Raw genomic sequence first — 22,769 nt, 5'->3', positions numbered from 1 at the left:
GAGTTATTTATTCGTCTTTTTCTTTTTCCTCTGTTCACAATTACAACTGTTGCCGGGCTTTCTGAAGATGTTCTTTAACATCAGCATTATCGGGAGCAATTTTTTCGGCTTGCTCAAGATACGCCACCCCCTCCTTGACACTACCTGCATTCACCAACATCCAACCGTAGGTATCAAGAATCACGGGACTTTGCGGAGCAAGATCGTATGCACGTTTGGCATACTCAAGTGCCCGCTTGTCCTTTTGCTCATGGTAGATCCAGGCAAGATTATTAAATGCAATGACCGAATCTGCCGAAATTTCTATACTGCGCTGATACCAGACTTCCGCCTCTTTCAGATTACCGGCCTGTTGATATTGCATGGCTTTAACCAGAGTAGCCTTGGCACTATTCGGCAGTTTATTCAGCCATTCATTCAGCCATTCGTCTCTGCCAGCTGTATTGCCTGCTGCCTGATGGGCAGAGAAGATAGCTTCTGCGGCACTTTCAGTCGGCTTTACTGCCCATGAAGTCTGAAACGCTTCTAACGATGGACCGGTTTCTTCTGCTGCACGATGAATAAGCCCCTTTAAATAGTGCCAGGCCGCTTTATCTTCTTCCTGTGGTTTAAAGGCATCAAGCAGGCGATTTGCTTCCTGAGCGTTGTTGGTAAACAGCTCTGTGTCTACGAGGTTAGCCAAATAATTAATATTGGATGGATTATATTCCAACGCTTTCAAAAAGCTGATCTTGGCTTCGGGGATTTTCCCTTGGGAGCGGTCACGGATCGCTAAACGATTATAAAGATCAGCAGCGATATTTCTGACAAAACCGGCATGCTCACTTTTCTCCAATGCTAACTGGATATGCTCAATGGCTTTTTCAATATTACCGTCGTTAAAGGTGAGCTGGGAAAGCATAACCGAAGTTTGCCACGCGCCTTTTTCTTCAAGCTTGGTTAGAAAAGGAATCGCTTGTTGCGAGTTGCCGGACTTTTCCAGCGCATTCATCCATTGTGAATAGCCCTCAATCTGACCAGGCATATCAGTCAACGCTTCCGACCAGACCTCAGCAGCTTTTGCCCATTGGTTTTCACGCTCCCAGGTTTGCGCCAACCCCATATAAGCAATTGCACGATCCGGGCTGTCCGGATTTTTCAGCGTTTTACCGAATAACGATCGAGCTTCGGCATATTTTTTTTGGTGAAGCCGGAACCAGCCTTCAAGGAAGGCGCCCCGCACATTGTCAGGGTACTGCTTTTTGAATGCCTGAATTTCCTGATCAACCCGATTCTCTCTGCCTTCTGCCAGCAGTGTGCTCAAATAGGTTTGTTGCACAGCGAGATCTTCAGGCTGGGTTTTATAGGCCGTTTCCAACTGGCCTATAGCTCCCTCTTTATCGCCCAGTGTCATTTGACGTTTAGCCAAAGCCAGTCGCAAGCGTTGTTGCGCCGGATTCAAAGAGAGGCTTTTTTCAATAGCATCAGCACCTTGCTGGCTGACCGGATCAGCTTCCAATAAAGCTAATCCCAAACTGGCCTGGATATTGGCGTCTTCGGGCTGGCGATTGGCGGCATCACGCAGCAAACCAATAGCATCCTGAATATTGTTGTTGCTTTGGTACTTTGCCATAGCCGCCGCTTGAATCAATGAAGAGCTGGCGGTTTCTGTGTCAAGGTACTGATTGAAGAGCTCCACAGCTTCTTCATTGTCGCCTTGCTGATATTGGATGAGCCCTAACAAGGTTCCGGCACTGGTATGCGTAGGGCTTAACGAGCGAATTTCCTGTAATAATTTGGCAGATTCTTCCAGTTTTCCTTGTTGATACAACTCCAGGGCATCCGCATATTTCTTTCTTAACAACTCACCTTCGTTATTGGAGTCAGCCAATAATCGTTGATAAGCATAGGCCTCACTGGTTCTGCCCTGCTGGATCAATACCTGAGTTAAATAATCAAGAATCGTGGCTCGCTCGGCGGTTAACACATCCCCATTAGCAGTGAGCGTAAGTGCGCGCGTTAAATGCGCCTCGGCAGCATCCAGATGGTTTTCCATAAATTCAATCTGACCAGCCAGAATCAGACTGCGTAAATGATCAGGCCCGGTTTGTAATGCAGCCTTCAAGGTCTCTGCAGCTTTTTCCCGATTGCCTTGAGCCATAAAGAACTCTGCACTCAAATAGGCAGATTGTCCTTCGCTGCCGGGAATTGCCTTAACCTTTTCGAGTGTTTTTTGAAAACCTTCGACATCACCCAGCGCAATATAAGCCCGTGCCTGTATACCGTAGGCACGGCGTTGTTCGTTTTCATTCAGATTTCGAATGTTTCCTGAATTTAAAAGATTGATAGCAGAGCGGAATTTTCTTCCTTCAACGTAGGCTTCGGCCAACTCTACAAAAACCTCGGGGTGTTTTTCCAGCAGAGGTTCCAGTAAATTTCGAGTGGATGCGTATACGCCAATTTTGTTGTAAATATTGGCTAGTAAAATATAACCAGCCGAATTGCCTGGCTGCAGTTGAATGGCATTTCGGGCTTCGAGAATAGCAGCACGGTACTGCCCCTGCTGCTGGTAAGCGGTGGCCGATCGCTCGTAACGATTCACTTCGGCCTGTACATCCTGGCCATTATTATCGCAAGCAGTAAGAGCAATTACCAAAGATAGTAAAAATGCCGATTTACGCATCATAGACCCCATGAGCCATGTGAGAATTTTTAAAAATTGAACCGGACACCAATACCGGAAGCCAACTCATCGTAATTGTTGAAGCTATCGTCTGAAACGCGTTTTTCCTGTTCCACATATAAACGTACGCTGATATCTCTATGAAAATCACGCGAGATAATAAATGCCTGCCTATCCGAATCAAAAGGTAACCGCGATCCACCTGAAAAATCCTGCTTACGTTTGCTAAATTGCAGCGTAGCTTTGGTTCTCGGTGAAATTGCGTAAGAGAATCCCAGAGAGACACCTGTCTCAGTATTATCTTCTGATAAATCCAGGTAATCATCGTTCCGCCAACGAAAGCCGAGGTTGACCGTACAAACATTGCAAAATAAATTGGAATAAAGCTGCAGGTCGATATTTTTTCTATCCATTTGGTCGATTTCAGATGAGCCAACATCACCACGATCAATATTACCCGGGTCAAACCGGTGCCCATCCCCCATGGAGGTGTTGGTGATCATCCGGTCTGCATACAACCGAATACCGGACGTATCATTTTTATAGGTAATGTCAGCTTGATAGGAAGGGCTGGAGTAATCCCGGGTGGAATCTATCTCACTCCAGTTGTAGCCGACACCGACGGTATAACTGAGATTGCGCAATGCCGAGGTATAACTGAGCATGGCGTTATCCTGCCGATAACTTCGATCTTTTGCAGCAGGAAAAGTGATCTCTGCGCTGGATACATTGACAGAGAAGGAATCTATGTCAGAAAACTTGTGCATCCAGCCAAGGGCCGCGCCTTCCTGACGGGAGTCACGCGCATTGTTGCGACGATAATTGGTATCCGTATAAATGCCGTAACCAAAAATCATATCTACCGGCGTTAACAGATATTGCACACCCGGATAGATAGAAACTATTTCACGTTCATCGTAATTGCGCACCAAATCCAGCTGTTCAGGTGCGCCTAATACACCTTTACGAGTGTGCATGACGGTAAGATTGAGCAGCTTGCTGTTTTTGCCGAGATACAGCGTTGACTGCCCTTCGAGCATATTGCGATCAGGCTGGGAGTCTTCACTGTAGCGGTATTCTGACAATATATAGTCAGCAGTAAAATCCAGCAGCGGATTTTGATAAACGCCTTTCCCGCCTAATGAAATTCGATCCTGTCGTTCACTGACAGGGTCGAGATCGGTTTTATTGGCGTTATCGGTATATTCGGTAGAAAGATCGACAAAAGCATCAACGTGACGGGTCAACGCCTGAGCCGGAAGAGCAATCAACAAAGATCCGCAGTATGCTGCCAGCATAGTCTTCTTCAATGCGCACCTCCCTTTCTTGCTTGAAATAGTTATTAATGATTAAACACAAAGCCGGAGAAGCGATCTCTACCTACCGCATCCACGGCTGCCAGCACGTCGTCTGTTACATTTTTACCAAAGGGCACCACGATCAATGCGTGATCACAATAGCGAGCGAGAATCCGCGCCTCGGTTGAATGCTGAACGGAAGGCGCGTCGAGAACGATGAAACGATCCGGATACCGAGACTTGATTTCCGACACCAGCGTCGCCATTCTATTGGAGTTAAAAAATTCGGCGGCAGATTCACTGGACCCACCCGATGGAATAATACGCAAGCGCTCTACACCACTGGGATAGATAATTTTTTGCAGCGGTACCGTGTAATCGGTGAGGTATTGCGTTAAACCCTTGTCAATCGGCATAACGCTGTAGCGTTCTGCTGCTGAATCATAGGGATTACAGTCCACGTATAACGCCGTTTTGTGCTGATCAAGCGCAAAGGTTGCTGCAAGATTGAACGCAAAAAAACTGGAACCGCCTGAATCTGCAACTGAAGACACCAGCACCACAATATTGTCGGATTGGCTTTTTTGCAACAGACGAATGCGCACTTCACGGAAAGCATTCAGCACATCACGCTGGCGCATACCGGCAAATACTACTTTGCGCTCGTAAAGTTCTTCGTGCGTCCAAAAGGCGGTATTACGCATTTTTCTGATTTGATTCTGTGCCGGCAGGCGAACGTCTTCAGACGCTTGTGATTCCGGCAGAATATCGTTGTCTTGATCTGTCATCATCCTAGCCTCTTAGAAACTGCCAATACACAGCAAAACCTGCATAGGCCGCAATAGCGATTATGCTTAACAGCAGCAACCCAATAATATCTTTACGTAACAAGCGCTCACCCAACGGAGTGTTGTAATGCGGTATGGAACCAATCACATCCATGCCTTCGGGTAAGGATTGTTGCAAGGCTCGGGCCGAACGAATATGCGGATCAAGCAACACGTAAACAATCAAAAGCCCTAAAGAAGCCAGCAACCCAAGGATAGGCCCCAATATAGCGAAGTGAAGAAAATACAAACCTGAGGGTTTCAAAGGAAATGCAGCCGGTTCCTGAATGCGGTAGCTGGTGCCCTGCCCTTCAATATCCAGGGTCATGGAGACACGCGCCGATTCTTTACGCTGCAACATCTCTTCGTAAACATCCTGAATAACTTTCATATCGCGGGTCAGATCGGACAATTCTGCGCGATTGGCCGCGACGCGACGCGCGCGCTCGTATTCCTGCTCCAGTAAATTACTCAGCGATTCCATACGACGCTGTTGCGACCGTAAATCCAGATCGGCTGCTTGCTGTTGCTTACGCAATTCTTCATAGAGAGGATTTTCTACGCGATCATTATTGCCAAACACTTCGCCGCTGGCCTGCAAGGTTGCAATGGAATTATCCAACTCGGAAATCTGCGCACGCAGGGAAATCACATCAGGGTAGTTTTCCTGATAGAGCAACAGGAGATTTTCCAGTTGAGTTACAAGCCCCTGGCGGCGCTGGCGTAACTCATCGATCTGACCTTTGGCTTGCTGATACTGCCCTTCCTGACTCAATTGCGTTTGGACGGTAGCAATTCGGGTTTTACTTTCTTCAATTGAAATTTTCAAAGATTCAATTTCATTGCGCAGAGATGCAATTCTATTGGTCACACTGGCTTCTGTACCATCGGTATTCTGCCCGGTAAAAATTTTCAACTTTTCTTCAGCTTGTTCAAGCTGCCTTTTATAACTTTGTACCTGAGCATCAATAAAGTTAAAGGCACCCAGACTTTCATCACGCTTTTTTCTGGCGATATCTTCAATAAATACATTGACGACAGCATTCAGTGTTTCAAAGGTAGCGTCGGGATGAATGGAGGAATAGGTAATACGAAAATAATTATTTTTTTCAGCACGGGTGCTTAATCCGGAGCGAATGTCACGTACGACCTGATCGACCTCTTTAGCGGTTGCACTGTCTTTTAGCAAGCCGGCTTGCCGCGCAGCAGACTCAAGAATGCTACGGGTATAAATAATTTCTCTGGCCTGCTCCGATCGATCAATGGAGGTGACTGGCGCACGGCCCTTGAACAGCGGTTCATAGATAGTGCTGGAATCCGCTACCAACAAGGCACCACTGGTGTAATGCTTTGGCCAAAAAACCCCTACGGCAAGCACCGCGAAGCTGATCAATATAAAAAACAGCACCACAGGAAAACGGAACCGAACCAGTTCCGTTTTAAATGCCAGCAAAAGGTCTCTAATGGTCGATTTATCCATGAGTCAATCCGGGTCGGGTCAGAAGTTTCGCTCTGGTACAGTAATGATGTCAGAGGGCTGCAAGCTGTAGTTGGTATCCAGACGGCCTTTGTTGATCAGGTCATTCAGATGAATGGGATACACTTTTATTTCATTGCCTATTTTGCGGTAAAGCCTGGCGTTGTTAAGTGAGGCGAAGTCGGTGGTGCCGCCCGCCAGCAATACCAGATCCAATACCGTCATACCACTGCGATAGGGCAACGATTGGGGCGTGGAGACGGCACCGGTAATCCGCACACGACGCTGAAAGTCAACGCTGTCCGGATTGCTGATAATGACCGTTACCTGCGGGCTACGCACGTAATCATTCAGGCGGGTTTCAATGTAACGCGACAGCGCCGTCGCCGTTCGGTCAGCGGCCTGGATATCCCCCACCAATGGCATGGAGATTTTGCCATCCGGCCTTACCGGTACCGAAAGAGACAACTCGGGGTTACGCCAGACGTTAACGTGCAAGGAGTCGCCAACACCGATCAGGTAATCTTCCACCGGTGCGTCCGAAACAGTCGGCATTTCAATTGACCGGGTGCTGCCGCACGCTGTCAGGAAAACCGTCAGAAAACCAATAACCAGCATGTTGGGAGACATTTTCATGTCATAGCTCCTTTAGTGTCTTTTGCAATAATCCAGCGCTATTAATACCTGCCCGCATCAGTGCACACCTTTGCCAAGCAGAATAATTTCCACGGTTTGAATCATGATGAGCATATCCATCAAAAAGCTGTGGTTTTTGGTGTAATACAGATCGTACTGCAGTTTGTTTTTGGCGTCTTCTACTGAAGCACCGTAAGGGTACTTTAATTGCGCCCACCCCATCAGACCGGGCTTGACCTTGTGACGGATGTTATAAAAAGGAATCTGCTCCGACAGGTCACTGACAAACTCCGGACGCTCGGGACGCGGCCCCACAAAGCTCATGGAACCGGACAACACGTTGTAAAGCTGGGGAAGTTCGTCCAGCCGGGTGTTACGAATAAAGGCGCCTACGCGGGTAACCCGTGCATCGTTTTTCTGAGCCCAGATAGCCTTGCCACCCACTTCAGCATCCTGACGCATGCTGCGAAATTTATAAATACGGAACAGCTTGCCATTCAAACCTACCCGCTGCTGGTGATAAAGCACCGAACCGGGGCTTTCGAGACGCACCGCAATCGCGGTTAACAGCATAAATGGCCAGAGCACCGCAAAGAAGGCAGATGCCAATACGATATCAAACAATCGCTTGGCCAGCTGCTGGGATTTGGGGTAGCGGAAACCATCGGAAAACAACATCCAGCTGGGACGCAACAGCTGAATGTCGATCTTGCCCAATTCGCGCTCGTAAAAACTGATGGCCTCACTGGAAGGAACACCCGCCAGCTTGCAATCCAGCAACTGCTGCAAAGGAAACGCTTCACCGCTGCCGCGACGACGCTCATCGGGTGAGATAACGATTTCGGAAATTTGGCGTTCGCGCACGAAAGTGAGCCAGTCGGTCGGCTCTTCCACGACCAGCGCCGGATCAACTTCCACGGTTTCATTGGTGCTGCGAATACAACCAACGATGGTGACACCCAGCAACGCCATCTCGGGCTTGAGATCGTCCAGCAGATTTTTCGCCTTGCTGCCGGCACCATAGATGACTACCCGGCGCTTGAGGTTACGCAAGTCGACCGCTTTGATGAAAATCCAACGGGCAACCAGCACCATCAGTGTTGATATAACAACGCCCCAGAAAACCTGGCTCTGCTGAAAAAGACCGCCCGGCCAAACCAGGTTAAGGATGAACAGCGACAAGCTGCCCAACAGGAAAAAACTCACCAGGGTGCGCAACACCATACTGGCAAAACCTTCCTGCACCATCGACGTGTAAACACCCATGGACAAAGTGCAACAACTCAGCACCAGCGAGAACACCAGAACCGAGGCGGGATACTCGGTGGCAATGTGCCAGCTCAGTGCGCCGGTGTTGATGAATGTGTTGATCTGCAAGGCAATCCAGGCTGCCAGCATCAACAGTATTGCTTCAACAATCCCCAGGAATAAATAAGGGAGGTGTATAAAGTGTTTATTAATACGGATATACGACAAACCCAAATCCTTACTGTGGCCTGCATCGAGCACGATGTTAATAACAATGAGGTCGCATTATAGCGGTTTTATTTTATCCGTTTCGATAAAAGCAGCCGTTATTTTGACGAATAGAGAATAACATTCCGAATTAAACGGAATAATGACAGGAGTTATATAACTGTATTAAAAATTCAGCAAAGAATGTGTTAATTTAGCGCCCACCCTGTCAGGCTCATGAAAGGAATTAATGCATTATGTTCGCCAGTAATCCCCGCATCAGCATCATTGGTCTTGGTTATGTCGGTTTACCACTTGCTGTCGAATTTGGAAAAAAAATCGACACTATCGGTTTTGATATCAACCCGCAGCGCATCCAGGAACTGCACAATCATGTCGACCATACACTCGAACTGAACGCCGAGGAATTACAGCAAGCTACACACTTGCAGTTCAGCGCAAACCCCGATGACCTGAAAAACTGTGACGTATATATCGTTACCGTTCCGACACCTATTAATAGCAGCCGCCAACCCGACCTGACACCGCTGGAAAAAGCATCCGCCATGCTGGGTAAAGTGATCGGTAAAAACAGCATCGTCGTGTTTGAGTCAACGGTTTACCCAGGCTGCACCGAAGAAATTTGCGTACCGATTATCGAATCGGTATCCGGCCTGAAATTTAACGTCGACTTTTTTGCCGGTTACAGCCCGGAACGAATTAACCCGGGCGACAAAGAGCATCGGGTCCACAACATTACAAAAATTACCTCAGGCTCCACACCGCAAGTGGCTGATTACGTAGACGAACTTTATCGCCGTATCGTCGTGGTGGGCACGCACAAAGCGAGCAGCATCAAAGTGGCGGAAGCCGCCAAGGTGATCGAAAACACCCAGCGCGATATCAACATCGCCCTGATCAACGAACTTGCCTTGATATTCAAACGTCTCGATATCGACACACTCGAAGTACTTGAGGCAGCCGGCACCAAGTGGAACTTTCTTCCTTTCCGTCCGGGTCTGGTGGGCGGTCACTGCATCAGCGTTGACCCTTACTACCTCACCCACAAAGCGCAGCAGGTTGGCTATAACCCGGAAGTGATTCTGGCCGGACGCCGCATCAACGACAACATGGGTAATTTTGTCGCTGACTCGGTAGTCAAAATGATGACGCAACGCAAAACCCATGTAGTAGATTCCAACATCCTGATTATGGGTTTGACCTTTAAGGAAAACTGTCCGGATTTGCGCAACACCCGCGTCATCGACATCATCTGCGAATTGCAAAACTACCACGCCAACGTGCATGTGTTTGATCCATGGGCTGACAAAGCAGAAGCAGAAGCAGAATATCAGTTGCCGCTGATCGACGCCCCACAAGCCGGCTTTTACGATGCCATCATTATTTGTGTGGGCCATCAGCAATTTCGTCTGTTGGGCGCCGACCAGATTCGCGCCTACGGCAAACCGGGACATGTGCTTTATGATGTAAAACACATTTTGCCGAAAGACACCGTCGATGCGCGTCTTTAAAATAACCGACTTAATGATCAGGGAAACGCTATGAAAGTTCTTGTCACCGGCACCGCCGGCTTTATCGGATCGACCCTTGCCAAACGCCTGCTTGCCCGTGGCGACGAAGTTATCGGTGTTGATAATCTTAACGACTACTATGATGTGCAAATTAAAAAAGACCGCCTTGCACATTTGTTGCCCCAGGCAGGCTTCACCGACGTGCGCGCCAACCTGGAAGATAAAGCGGCCATTGATCAGGTCTTCAAAGATCACCGCCCGGATCGCGTGGTCAACCTCGCTGCCCAGGCCGGCGTGCGTTACTCACTGATCAACCCTCAAGCTTATATTGATGCCAACATCACCGGCTTTCTGAATATTCTGGAAGGCTGCCGCCACTTTGGTACCGAGCACCTGGTGTATGCCTCCAGCAGCTCTGTGTACGGCGCAACCACCAACATGCCTTTTTCGGTGCACAACAACGTAGACCATCCGGTCAGCCTCTACGCTACCAGTAAAAAAACCAACGAACTGATGGCGCACACTTACAGCCATCTTTTTAACATTCCTACCACCGGTTTGCGCTTCTTCACCGTTTATGGCCCCTGGGGCCGCCCGGATATGGCGCTGTTTATTTTTACTCGTAAAATTCTCGCCGGTGAACCGATTGATGTTTTCAACTACGGCCATCACCGCCGCGACTTTACCTACATCGACGATATCGTTGAAGGCGTCATTCGCACCCTGGATCGCGTAGCCCCTGGCAACCCGCAGTGGGATGGCGGCCAGCCGGACCCGGCCACTTCAAAATCGCCGTATCGCATCTACAACATCGGCAGTAACAGCCCGGTGGAATTGTTGCGCTACATTGAAGTGCTGGAAGAATGTCTCGGCAAAAAAGCCGTTAAAAATCTGCTGCCGTTGCAACCGGGCGATGTGCCCGATACCTATGCCGATGTGGACGCATTAATCGAAGACGTGGATTACAAACCCTCCACACCGGTAGAAACCGGTATCGCCAACTTCGTGCAATGGTATCGCGACTACTACAAGGTTTAATGAGGCAATAGCATGACCCGGGACAGCGCAATTACCCACGCCATGACGGTGGATGTGGAAGACTATTATCACGTAGCCGCTTTTGGTCAGGTGATCCGACCGGATGAGTGGGATCAATGGCCATCCCGGGTTGAAGCCAACACCGACCGGTTACTGCAACTGTTCGACGATGCCGGCATCCACATCACCTTCTTTATTCTCGGCTGGGTCGCCGATCGCTACCCGGCGCTGGTGAAACGTATTCACCAGCAAGGGCATGAAATTGCCTCCCACGGCTTCAGCCACCAGTTGATCTACCGCCAGACGCCGGAAGTGTTTCGCGAAGAAACCGCCCGCTCCAAAGATATTCTGGAGGCGCTGACCGGCGAAGCCATTCTCGGTTACCGCGCTGCCAGTTACTCGATCACCCGCAAATCTCTGTGGGCGCTGGAGATTCTCGCGGAATTGGGCTTTCAGTGGGATTCCAGCATCTTCCCTACCCGCCACGACAACTACGGTATTCCCGGCAGCCCGGAAGAACCCTACCGACTGATTACCGACAGCGGCAAAGTGCTCACCGAATTCCCGCTGACTACCGCCAAAGTATTTGGCCAGGCCATACCGGCTGCCGGTGGCGGTTATTTCCGCCAATACCCTTATGCGCTGTCACGCTGGTTATTTGACCGCGCCAGCCTTAACCAGACCATGCCACGCATTTTTTACCTGCATCCCTGGGAGATCGACCCGGAACAACCGCGCGTACCCAATGCCAGCTGGTTCAGTAACTTCCGACACTACACCAACCTCGACAAATGCCTGCCGCGCCTGGAGCGCATGCTGCAAGACTTCAAATTCGGCACTATCAGCCAGAGTCTGGGTTCGGTAAACATCCAAAAAGAGCTGCATATTCAGGAACTTGGCAAAAAAAGTGACTGAAAAGTGCTTTCAGACACAATTGACCATGGACGGGGGCAACCAGGACAAGTAAAATCCCGCCCTCTTGCATTACCCTTCTCACGCATCCGTAGCTCAGCTGGATAGAGTAGCGGCTTCCGAAGCCGTTGGTCACAGGTTCGAATCCTGTCGGGTGCGCCAATTTCCTTTTTAATCTCCTTCCGGTTGTTATCTTCCAGGCATTAACGCTATCGCCTTCAAATGCGACCAGCAAAAAAACGGCCCGACAAAATGTCGAGCCGCTGACGATGCATGCAAAGCTCCTTGCCGTTATTTCAATTCACGAATGCGGATATTTTTAAACCACACCCGGTCACTGTGATCCTGCAAGGCGATGTGGCCACGAGCGGATTTTGCAAAACCGGGCATATCCTTGAATTTACTGTTGGCGATCATCTCCTGCCATTGTGGCGAGTTGCGGTCGTATTCCACCACTTGGTAGCCGTTTAACCAGTGCTGCACTTTGCCCTGGTTAACTACCAGTCGTGTGCGGTTCCATTCGCCACCGGCGTTGACCGCCACAAACTCGCTGGCAATGAAATCGTACAGGTCACCGGCGCGGTGCGTTTTAATAACGCCGTCGGGATGCGCCGGATTATCCAGCAGTTGATACTCCGTACCGGTATGCCAGGTGTAAGGATAATCTGCCCCTTCTATGACGCCGTAAATCAAACCGCTGTTGCCACCGGGTGCAACTTTCCAATCCAGCGCCAGCTCATAATTTTCATATTGCGCTGTGGTGATGATGTCGCCACCGCCAACGGTTTGCCAACCGTCGATTTCTGACGGGTCGAGATGTATTTGGCCATCGACAATTTTCCAGGCACTGCCAATGGTTTCGGCACCGTAGTTGCGCCAGCCGTCCAGGGTTTTGCCATCGAATAATAATTTCCAGCCGGCTTTACGCTCGGCAGCAGATAATGTGTTATCCGGTTGAGGTTGCACAACACGTTTAAAACCCGGTTTGTTGGCTGGAATTTCGTTCAGCGTGTACCAGGCTTCGGTGCTCCACAGGGATTGTCCTTTGGCACTGACAAAAGGTTCTGCGATACGCACATACACCAGGTGGCCAGGTTTCATACCATCCATTTCGAGAAATACTTTTTTGCGATCGCGGGATACATTTACCGACAAAATAGTTAGCGCACGTAAATCCAGCTTTTCTCCGCCGTAATCCGCCGTGGGTTGGTAATACCATTGTTGTACTTCATATTCGCCTGCGGTAATACCACGCCCTTCTTCAAGGGGTTGCGTGAAGGTTATTTCCATACCATTTGAACGTGCACTTACCTGCAACATTTCAAATGCCTGCTGGTTGTTAAAACTCAGCTTTTCCAGACCAAACCAGTTTTTGCCCTGGTCGGCCCAGTTACCGGGGTTGCCCACACCGCCAATGAACAAACTCTTACCATCCGGCGACCAGACCACACGATTAACGCCGGCCTCCAAACCCTGGGTAAAACGGAATACCGCACCCTGATATTTACCATTCACTTTTTCAGCAAAGACCCGTTTTAAACCACCGTGTGTAACTTCACCGTGTAACATCTGGCCTTTGTAATCACCACGGTCAATATAAATAGGTTGGCTTGGCGAGTTACCGATTTCGTCCTGCGGCAACCACACCACCGGCAAGGTTTCTTTCAGATTTTCAGTACCGGCAAAATCCACCGAGCGCGAACCATAGAATGCTCCCTGCTGCACATGAACAATTTTACTGGCAGGTAACCAGTCTCCCTGGTTGTCGGCAATAAACAATTCTTTATTAACGCCTTTGCCGATGCCGTTAGGTGTGCGCAAGCCATGGGCAATAAATTCCACACGGCCATCTTTGCGGGAAATTTTTACCACTTTGCCACGATCAGGAATTTGCGGATTGGTGCTGGCACCGCCGGGTTCAATCGCAGTTGCCAGAGCACCGTAAAAATAGCCGTCCTGATATTCCAGGCCAAAAGCAAATTCATGGAAATTGGAAGATACCCGCCACTGGTCAGACACAGTCCGGTATTCATCAATAACGTCATCACCATTGTGATCTACCAGGTGGGTTAATTCATGTTTTTGCATCACATAAATTTCACCATCAACAACTTTTAAGCCAAGGCATTCACCTAAACCCGTAGCGATGCGTTTAACGGCAATGTCGTCGGGTGCGCGATCCTGTACGCCGTCAAGAATATATACCGAACCGTCTTTATCCCACGTACACACTGCCAGGCGGCCATCGCGCAAAAAGTCCATGCCACCCACCATAGGCTCAAACCAGGAGGGCCGCGCCGATGCCAGCGTAAAGGCGGGATGCACCGACGTTAGTTTGTTTTTATCACCGGGAATACTTTTCACCAGTTCGCGGCGTGGGATGTAAGGAATGGGGTCAGCAACCTGCCCGGCATGGTGCCGTAAATTTTTTTCTGATATCACACTGAATTGATTGGCACCCGGCTCTATCCATTGCAAGGAAATGGAGCCTCCGGCGAGGGCCTGAAAGTAATCAATTTCAATGGAATTCAACCCTTCTTTAAGCGCGACATTCACATCGGTGGGTGTTGGCCCCTGATGCTGCCAACGATCAACTAACTGCTCATCATTGATGCGCATGCGACCACCGTCATCGGTAATCAAACGCAGGGTATAGTTACCGGCCTTTTCTACCTCAATAAAACCTTTGAACAACATGCGTACATTGGTGGAGATAGCGCCGAGATCTTCCAGCTCATGAACATGCAATGAGGGAGCAACACCGGAAAGTGCGATTTGAGAAAAGGTTTGCGTAACAAAGTCTTCAATGTGAAACGCTGATACCGCCAAACCGGGTTTAAGTTGATCTTTAACCGCAGGATTTTTTGCCTGGTCGTTAATATCCAGCGCCCGGCTGGGAACGCCCAAAAATAACGGATCTGCCGGGGCAACTTCACCGGGTGCTTTCAATGAGAATATGTAACTCACCATCAAGCTGGCATCGTCCGGCATTAAATCCGGATGTGGCGACATGGGAATATCTCCCCAGGCACCGCTGCCACCCTCGATAATTTTTTGAATCAGGTTGGCTCGGGTGACGGCACCGGTATCGTAACGTTCGGCAATTTCCTGATAAGCCGGGCCCACGGTTTTCCGCTCTTCGTTATGGCAAGCCTGGCAGTCGCTACCGGCGATCAATTGTTTGCCGCGAGTAATATCGTCTTTAGGCCCGGCGTTGTTCTCCGTTTTTGTTGGAGCAAGTTCAGTAAAGCCGGGATGAAAAAACACCGTCAGTTCGGTGGTTTGATCGCGGTTAAGCCATAGCTGACCGTCAATGGCCAAGGTTTTACCCGCTTCGTGATCAACGTTATGGCGGGCAGTTTCGGTAAATTGTCCGGTGGTCGCAAAGTCACTGGCATTGTTTAGAGAGCTCAGACGGGTGTTTAATCCGACTTCAATATTGTCGGGCACATCAATAAGGGTGAAACGTCGTTGCAAGCCGGTCTGGCCGTTGCGTGCCGTGTATTCCGGCGTTTCTTCCACGTTGATGGATTTACCGTCTGCCGTTGTCAGCGTGTATTGAAAAATAACCTGTTCATCAACAAAACGGTAGCCGCCGAACTTAACCTGCGCGGCCTGGGTTGTATTACCCTGCCGGATTAACCAGACCGGGTTGTGATTTGCCTGCTGATAAAAGGCATAACCGGTTGATGCGGGTTGCGGGCCATGACGCGTGGTATACACCGCCCCATCGAACTCCACACTGCCTTTCCAGGCTTTGAATAAAGTCGCTTCGGCAGCGTTGTAGGCAATATACAAATCCGGGTGCAGCGCCACCGTAACAATACGCGGCTGCCCATCCAGCACCGACCGGAACACCCACGGACTCAATGGCCGTGCCTCGGCGCTGGCCAATGACAAATCAGCGAGAGGCGGTGCCGCGGTGGCACTTACCGCCATTGCCAGCATGCCACCCGCACAAAACCCCAACCCCATCCAAAACTTCATACATACCCCGGTTTTTATTAGTTAGTTGGGAGTTGATTTAAGAGCAATGCCATAGCATGTGCAATGCCTGAAACGCCCATTGCAATCGTATTCATAATACTTTTGTTGATAAATCAGGCGGGTTTAACGATTACTTACACAGTACACGGAAAAGCCACTACACCCGCTCTTGCCGTTGAAAGCGATTTAATCGGATTGACGCGGCTCTTGCCTGCCTCCATACGAGCAATAACAGAAGCCCGATGGATGAAGTACATGCCTGCATTGCACGGTATCGGGACAACGGGAACCGCGCAGCAGGTAAGTGAATTTTTGATATGAATGTAACGATTTTTCATGATTTCACACTGCGTAATGGATAGGCGTGTTTAGCCAAAAGTTTAGCAAATTTTCAGCGGTACCGGCCTCATTACCATCGGTGAACTTCCCTTACTGCCGGCTTTTATTGACGCCCCCACTGATGCAGTGAACCGACATTGACAATAAAAACTGCCTGATACAATAATGCTCGCCATAAATTTTATAAAAGATCAATTCGGCACATTCGGTCAGCACACAACAGTCATAAAAGGAAATTGAATATGCTGATCTTTCTATTTTTTTTATTAATTTTTCTCCTCTGCTATTTCGTTGAAAAGTACCTGACAACCTGTAGTTTTTTCAGTTTAGTCAAAACACGCTCCTTTCCCGACATCTACAATCTATGATTTTGCTCCCGCAGGAGACACTGAACAATCTGGTTTTATAACAATAACGACTCTATTTACTGTCGATAAAAATGGAAAAATCCATTAAAGGAAAATTTATGACCATAAAAAATATTTCAAAGGGAACAAGATGGCTGGCTTTACTTGTCGGAATAACCCTAAGCAGTAGCTTATTGGCTGCAGATGAGGTTCGCACTCAAAAAATACCCACTGACAAAAAGTGGTCAGAGCGCATGGCTTTAACGGTAATGCAACAGAGTCCCCAAGCCTGGCAAATGATGCACTACAAGTTATTAGCATCCCCCAAGTGGGATTACACCTACGGTTTGGTTTTATATTCCTTTCAAAAACTATATTTAAAAACCGGAGATGATCGTTACCTTGCCTATGGCAAACAGTATGTTGATCAAATGGTGGACAAAGAGGGCAATATAAAAAATTATGAAACCGAAAATTTCAGCCTTGATCATATCAACAACGGAAAACTGCTATTTCTGCTACACGAAAAATATCAGGACGACCGCTATTTAAAAGCGATGAAAACTTTACGTAATCACCTCGAATGGCAACCTCGCACACGTAGCAATGGTCTTTGGCATAAGCGCATCTACCCTTATCAAATGTGGCTGGACGGCCTCTATATGGGAACCACTTACTGGGCTATGCACGCTGCGCATTTTAATGAACCGGATGCGGTATTTTCTGATATAGCCCATCAATTTATTTTGATTGAGCAAAAAACCCGTGTTCCGGAAACGGGATTATTGTTGCATGCATGGGATGAGAGCCGCTTACAACAATGGGCAAACAAGGAAACCGGATTGTCTCCTTATGTATGGTCGCGAGCGCTGGGCTGGTATGCCATGGCATTGGTTGACACGCTGGAAGTTTTCCCGAAGGATCATAAAAACCATGACGATCTGGTTAAAATTCTGAACCGTTTGTCTGATGCCTTGCAGCGCACTCAGCATGAAAGTGGCCTTTGGTATCAAGTCACCGACAAAGGAGATCGCTATGGAAATTATCTGGAGTCTTCAGGCACAGCCATGTTTGCTTATGCAATGGCTAAAGGCGTTCGCCTTGGTTATTTGCCCGGGCAATACCTGAATGTAGCCAACAAAGCCTATGACGGCATCATCAAGGGTTATATCGAGATTGATCCGGCAAACAATGAAATTTACCTTACCCACACCGTAGGTGGCACAGGGCTGGGCAACAAACCTTATCGCCCGGGAACATTTCAATATTATGTGGAAGAAGCCATCCGCACCAACGACCCTCATGGCGTCGGCCCGTTTATTCTGGCAAGCATAGAACTGGATAGATAAATCCGTTAAGCGCACCTGACTACGTCAGGTGCGCTGACAGCAGCATTAATTACTCCAACCTGTATTGAAATCAGCAACGCTGCCAGTATCGAATTTAACGATTACTACAAAGCAATAGCTATAACCGGCCTATAATCTTCAATAGCTCTCACAGCAAAGGCATCAATCCTGAGGATTAAGCATGATCACCAAATCCTGACTATTCAGCCTTGCAGATATAAAAATTCCTGCGTCCCTTTGGAGGCTCCTGCGTTGCTCGTATACCTCCATCGCCTGCTCACAGTCCCATCCGGTTAAATCTGCGCACACCCGAAAGTGTTTATATCCCATATTTTTTAATGCAGGGACCCAATATTGAGGATGAGAGAAACCTTCTGAAAAGCGATTCTTCAAGGCAATATTCTTTTCAATACGATGAAACACATGGGCCGATTCCGATGCTTCCACCATAATAAACACCCTGTCCACCTCTTCTGGCGCATAATCAATGGAAGAGGATAAATGACTAACCAGAATATTAGTCATCGTTTTATACCAGGAAACCGTTTCATAGCTGGCTGTCGCCATACGAACAGAAAGCACGAAAACAACAACCATGACTATCAGAACAGAACGCCTTTTTTGATAATCTCTCAGCAAAAGGGCAGCGAGAAAAGCAATATACAAAGCGAGTAGCGTTCTGCTTTGCACATAAATCCCGACTGGAATTACTGTAACGTAAACAGCCAGACCACAAATCAATCCGACCAGAAAAACTACAGATTGCTTTTTAAAAATCGCCGTTGTCACACCTAAAACTGCTAGCGCGATAAGGATCTCTTCTCTCAAAAAGCTGGTAGCCTCTCTGAAATTTCCAGCCGCAGAAGCACTAACACGATCAATATTCCCCAAGAGAGAATCAATACTATTCACCGGAGAAGGATTCCTCCACTCCGCGATCTGGACACCATGCCCCGTCATCAACCAAACAATAAAATTGGTAAACAGATAAGCGAAGACAAAAGACGCGATCCATATAGCGATAATCTCGCACCCTTTGCGGAAGGTAAGATTTTTAAGGAACAATAACGGCATCAGAAAAAAGAACGCACTGAATGTTCCAAAAAAAAGCACTGCCATAACGGGAAAAAATACAAAATGCGGCATTATGGTAGAAAGGAAAGGCGCGGCCAGTAACATTAAAAACCCGATAAGCAGTGTTTCAGGCCATTCCAACTGCACAGGCAAAACAGGTGTCAGCGCACAAAGCATTCCGAAAGCCAATGCCAGATAGGCATTGGATGAGATTCTGAAAGCGATCTGAAAAGAAAAATAAATAACGGAAAAATAGCTGAGAAGAATAGCCAGACCGGCAGGAATTTGCTGCAGGTAACGAAAAAAAAGATGATTTATCCACCGGCCTTCTGTGGCCAACTTGTCATCATAACTGGACACATAGTACATGGAGTCCTGACGCCATACACTGACCCCGAGATAACTCTGCAAAATGTTAAACAACAAAACGGCAATCATGCCAACAATAATCCATTCCATAGCATTATGTTTGCCTGGCTTATATTCCATAAAAAAAGAGGTCATATTAATTCTGCTTTTAGCTCCATGAGTTCAAATATTTTTCAAGGCATAAAAAAACAGCGTGTATTCCTCCCGGAATAAACACGCCGTTTTATAAAATTTATATCAGGATACGTTCAGGGTCGCTTTACCGCTGGCAAGCAATGACAATCGCGCCTGAATGGCGCTTTCAATCCCGGCTGCATCCAACCCTTGCCCGGCAAGTTGTACCGACTGGCTGTTGTGTTCGATAAAGCGGTCTTCGAAGCCGAGGTGCATGATGGGCATGACGATGCCGGTGTTGGCGAGGTGTTCGCCTACACCGCTGCCAGCGCCGCCGGCGATGGCGTTTTCTTCCAGCGTTACCAGTAAACCGTGGCTGGCGGCCATGCGTTCAATCAGTTCGGTGTCCAGCGGTTTGGCGAAGCGCATATCGCATACCGTGGCGTTCAATTTTTCTGCAACCTGCAAGGCAGCGGGTAACGACGTACCAAAGTTCAGAATCGCAACCTGTTTGCCTTCGCGGCGCACCACACCTTTGCCGATTGGCAGTTCCTGCAGAGATTTTTCAATCACAGCGCCAGTGCCGGTGCCGCGCGGGTAACGCACGGCTGCCGGGCCATTATGTTGGTAGGCGGTGTAGAGCAGTTGCCGACATTCGTTTTCATCGCTGGGGGTTGCCAGCACCATGTCGGGAATGCAACGCAGAAAACTGATATCAAAACTGCCTGCGTGCGTCGGGCCGTCTTCACCGACCAGACCGGCGCGGTCAATGGCGAAGGTTACATCGAGGTGTTGCAAGGCAACGTCGTGCACCAGTTGGTCGTAAGCGCGCTGCAAAAAGGTGGAATAAATAGCGACCACCGGCTTTTGCCCTTCACAGGCAATACCGGCGGCGAGCGTTACCGCATGTTGTTCGGCAATGGCAACATCGTAAAAACGCTCGGGATATTGCTGCGCAAAGCTGACCATGCCAGAGCCTTCACACATTGCCGGGGTAATGCCGACCAGGCGTTCATCCTGCGCAGCGGTGTCGCACAGCCATTGGCCAAATACATCCTGATATTTGGGTTTGACCGGTGCATCGGTACTTTTAATACTTTTCTTTTTCGGCTCAATTTTGTTGAGCGCGTGGTAGCCCACCGGATCTTCTTCGGCGGGGGTAAAACCTTTGCCCTTGCGGGTAATGATGTGCAGCAGTTTCGGGCCTTTGATCTCGCGCAGATTGCGCAAGTAACGCACCAGGCGCGGCAGATCATGTCCGTCAATAGGGCCAATGTAATTGAAACCCATTTCTTCAAAGAGCGTACCGGGAGATACGAACCCTTTGAAATGCTCTTCGGTTTTGCGGGCAAATTCCCAGGCCTGGGGGATTTTGGTCAGAACCTGTTTGCTGCCTTCGCGCAAGGCGTTGTAAAAACGGCTGCCCCAAATGCGCGACAGATAAGTCGCCAGGCCGCCAACATTGGGCGAGATGGACATGTTGTTATCGTTGAGGATAACCAGCATGTCGTTGTCGATATGTGCCGCGTGGTTAAGCGCTTCAAAGGCCATACCGGCAGTCATGGCGCCATCACCAATAACCGCAACCGATTTGCGTTCGCTGCCCGCCATACGGCTACCAATGGTCATACCCAGACCGGCACTTAGCGAGGTACTGGAATGGCCAACACCGAAGGTGTCGTATTCGCTCTCGTCACGCTTGGGGAAACCGGACAGCCCCAATCCCTTACGCATGCTGTTCATGCGCTCGCGGCGGCTGGTAAGAATTTTGTGCGGATAGGTTTGATGACCAACGTCCCATACCAGACGGTCATCGGGCGTTTCGTACACATAGTGCAGCGCGATAGTCAGCTCGACCACACCGAGGCCGGCACCGAAGTGGCCGCCCGTCTGGCCAACGGTGTATAACAGAAACGCACGCAGTTGCTGCGCCAGTTCCGGCAATTGCTTTTCATCAAGCGCGCGTAAATCGGCTGGAGAATCAATGCTATCCAGCAGGGGCGTGTCGGGGCGGCTGACAGGTATTTCGTTAAACATTGACGACCATCGGTTGTGTACAAATTCCGGAGCGGAAGTGTTTATTGTAGGCTTGCGCCATGGGTTTGTCTGCTGGTGCACTGCGCCTGGCGCAGCACCTCAGGCACTACCAAACGCGGCTAGTGACCGCGCTCGATTATATAAGCAGAAATCTGCCGTAAATAATCAGCACTGGTAGCAAATTCCGACAGCGCCGCGAGTGCTTCTTCGTGCAGTGCTTTGGCTTTTGCCTGGGCGGCGGTTAACCCCAGCAGGGAAACATACGTCGGTTTGTTGAGCGCGGCATCAGCACCCTGCTGTTTGCCCAGCGTGGCGGTATCGGCAATCACATCGAGAATATCGTCGTGAACCTGGAACGACAGACCAATGGCCGCCGCATATTGTTCCAATGCCGTTAGCTGTTTTGCATCGGCGCCCATCGCGATAGCGCCCATTAATACGCTGGCGCGAATCAGTGCGCCGGTTTTGTGCCGGTGCATGTTCTCCAGTTGCGCAAGGTCAATGCGGTGATTAACCGCCGCCAGATCAATGGCCTGGCCGAGCACCATACCGGACATGCCGGACGCCCTGGCCAGTTGCTGAATCAGCGTTACCACCACAGCAGGCGGCAACTCCGGCAGGTTACTGATCAGTTCGAAGGCAAAGGTTTGCAACGCATCGCCCGCGAGAATCGCCAGTGCTTCATCAAAAGCGATATGGCAGGTGGGTTTGCCACGGCGCAGATCGTCATCGTCCATCGCGGGCAGATCATCGTGCACCAGGCTGTAGGCGTGAATAGCCTCCATAGCGGCGCCGATGCGGTCGAGAATAATGTCCTGCTGCGCGTTCAGAGTACCGCCGGTAATAGCCAAACCGGCGGCGCGCACCAGTACCGGGCGCACCCGTTTACCGCCGCTGAACAGACCGTAGCGCATGGCTTCGCGCAAGCGGGTGGAATCGTTGACCAGGGGTAACTGCTGATCCAGAGTGTGATCAATACGCTGCTGGCAGGCGGCCATCAATGCCGTCAGGGATTCGCTCATTCATCGTCACTCTCAGGCGTGTCGAACGACTCCAGGCGCAATTCGCCCTGTTCTTCCATCAGCACGTGTACCTGCTGTTCGGCCGCAGCGAGACGGGACTGACACTCGCGGGTCAGGCGAATACCATCTTCAAATGCCTTGAGCGATTCTTCAAGACTGAGATCGCCTTTTTCCATGCGGATAACCAGTGCTTCCAGTGCAGCCAGCGACTGTTCAAAGTCCACGGCTTTTTTCTTTGTTGCCATAGCGTCGGCTCCAGCATTTTTATCCGATTCGGAACCTGCCCTGCGGCGC

The 22,769-nt window shown here is 49.4% G+C and carries 15 protein-coding genes and 1 tRNA gene; 5 read left to right on the top strand and 11 right to left on the bottom strand.

Features of this window, described 5'->3' with window-relative positions; all coding sequences use genetic code 11:
* Positions 1–40: 40 nt before the first annotated feature.
* The 6 genes from C4F51_RS02330 to C4F51_RS02305 form a co-directional block, all read right to left on the bottom strand.
* Positions 41–2,665: a tetratricopeptide repeat protein gene (locus C4F51_RS02330; RefSeq protein WP_193906805.1), complete on the bottom strand. Its 2,625-nt coding sequence runs from the start codon at positions 2,663–2,665 to the stop codon at positions 41–43.
* Between the two features lie 26 nt (positions 2,666–2,691).
* Entirely contained in the window at positions 2,692–3,972 is a 1,281-nt protein-coding gene (locus C4F51_RS02325; RefSeq protein WP_193906803.1) for a porin family protein, read from the bottom strand.
* 32 nt (positions 3,973–4,004) lie between these two features.
* Positions 4,005–4,751, bottom strand: a complete 747-nt coding sequence (locus tag C4F51_RS02320; protein ID WP_235992259.1) for a CpsD/CapB family tyrosine-protein kinase — start codon at positions 4,749–4,751, stop codon at positions 4,005–4,007.
* Position 4,752: 1 nt separating this feature from the next.
* Entirely contained in the window at positions 4,753–6,267 is a 1,515-nt protein-coding gene (locus C4F51_RS02315) for an XrtA system polysaccharide chain length determinant (RefSeq protein ID WP_193906801.1), read from the bottom strand.
* A gap of 18 nt (positions 6,268–6,285) precedes the next feature.
* Positions 6,286–6,819, bottom strand: a complete 534-nt coding sequence (locus C4F51_RS02310; protein ID WP_193912286.1) for an XrtA/PEP-CTERM system exopolysaccharide export protein — start codon at positions 6,817–6,819, stop codon at positions 6,286–6,288.
* Positions 6,820–6,957: 138 nt separating this feature from the next.
* Positions 6,958–8,376, bottom strand: coding sequence for a TIGR03013 family XrtA/PEP-CTERM system glycosyltransferase (locus C4F51_RS02305; RefSeq protein WP_193906799.1), 1,419 nt, complete (start codon positions 8,374–8,376; stop codon positions 6,958–6,960).
* A 236-nt stretch (positions 8,377–8,612) separates the two neighbouring features.
* On the opposite strand from C4F51_RS02305, the gene tviB reads away from it, so the two are divergent.
* From tviB to C4F51_RS02285, 4 genes are all read left to right on the top strand, one after another.
* On the top strand, positions 8,613–9,887 hold the full coding sequence (gene tviB / locus C4F51_RS02300; RefSeq protein WP_193906797.1) for a Vi polysaccharide biosynthesis UDP-N-acetylglucosamine C-6 dehydrogenase TviB: 1,275 nt from the start codon (positions 8,613–8,615) through the stop codon (positions 9,885–9,887).
* Between the two features lie 30 nt (positions 9,888–9,917).
* Positions 9,918–10,925, top strand: coding sequence for an NAD-dependent epimerase (locus C4F51_RS02295; protein WP_193906795.1), 1,008 nt, complete (start codon positions 9,918–9,920; stop codon positions 10,923–10,925).
* A 12-nt stretch (positions 10,926–10,937) separates the two neighbouring features.
* Complete coding sequence (locus C4F51_RS02290; protein WP_193906793.1) at positions 10,938–11,840, top strand: XrtA system polysaccharide deacetylase; 903 nt, start codon at positions 10,938–10,940, stop codon at positions 11,838–11,840.
* An 82-nt stretch (positions 11,841–11,922) separates the two neighbouring features.
* Positions 11,923–11,999, top strand: a tRNA-Arg gene (locus C4F51_RS02285).
* 129 nt (positions 12,000–12,128) lie between these two features.
* Here C4F51_RS02285 and C4F51_RS02280 read toward each other — a convergent pair.
* Positions 12,129–15,824 (bottom strand): family 16 glycoside hydrolase, encoded by a 3,696-nt coding sequence (locus C4F51_RS02280; RefSeq protein WP_193906791.1) that lies wholly within the window; start codon positions 15,822–15,824, stop codon positions 12,129–12,131.
* An 805-nt stretch (positions 15,825–16,629) separates the two neighbouring features.
* Between C4F51_RS02280 and C4F51_RS02275 the strand changes: the two genes are divergently transcribed.
* A complete protein-coding gene (locus C4F51_RS02275) occupies positions 16,630–17,859 on the top strand; it encodes a glycoside hydrolase family 88/105 protein (RefSeq protein WP_193906790.1) in 1,230 nt (409 codons plus the stop codon).
* Between the two features lie 162 nt (positions 17,860–18,021).
* On the opposite strand, the gene C4F51_RS02270 is transcribed toward C4F51_RS02275, so the two are convergent.
* The 4 genes from C4F51_RS02270 to C4F51_RS02255 form a co-directional block, all read right to left on the bottom strand.
* Positions 18,022–19,437, bottom strand: coding sequence for a hypothetical protein (locus tag C4F51_RS02270; protein WP_193906788.1), 1,416 nt, complete (start codon positions 19,435–19,437; stop codon positions 18,022–18,024).
* Positions 19,438–19,539: 102 nt separating this feature from the next.
* On the bottom strand, positions 19,540–21,453 hold the full coding sequence (gene dxs / locus C4F51_RS02265) for a 1-deoxy-D-xylulose-5-phosphate synthase (protein ID WP_193906786.1): 1,914 nt from the start codon (positions 21,451–21,453) through the stop codon (positions 19,540–19,542).
* 119 nt (positions 21,454–21,572) lie between these two features.
* Positions 21,573–22,475, bottom strand: coding sequence for a farnesyl diphosphate synthase (locus C4F51_RS02260; RefSeq protein WP_193906784.1), 903 nt, complete (start codon positions 22,473–22,475; stop codon positions 21,573–21,575).
* Positions 22,472–22,720: an exodeoxyribonuclease VII small subunit gene (locus C4F51_RS02255; RefSeq protein ID WP_193906782.1), complete on the bottom strand. Its 249-nt coding sequence runs from the start codon at positions 22,718–22,720 to the stop codon at positions 22,472–22,474. The genes C4F51_RS02260 and C4F51_RS02255 overlap by 4 nt, the downstream gene beginning before the upstream one ends.
* Positions 22,721–22,769: the final 49 nt, after the last annotated feature.

The organism is Cellvibrio polysaccharolyticus (assembly GCF_015182315.1).
GTDB classification, from domain to species: Bacteria; Pseudomonadota; Gammaproteobacteria; order Pseudomonadales; family Cellvibrionaceae; genus Cellvibrio; species Cellvibrio polysaccharolyticus.
Note: the sequence above shows the minus strand (reverse complement) of the source record. Positions and strands in the feature narration are given on the sequence as shown.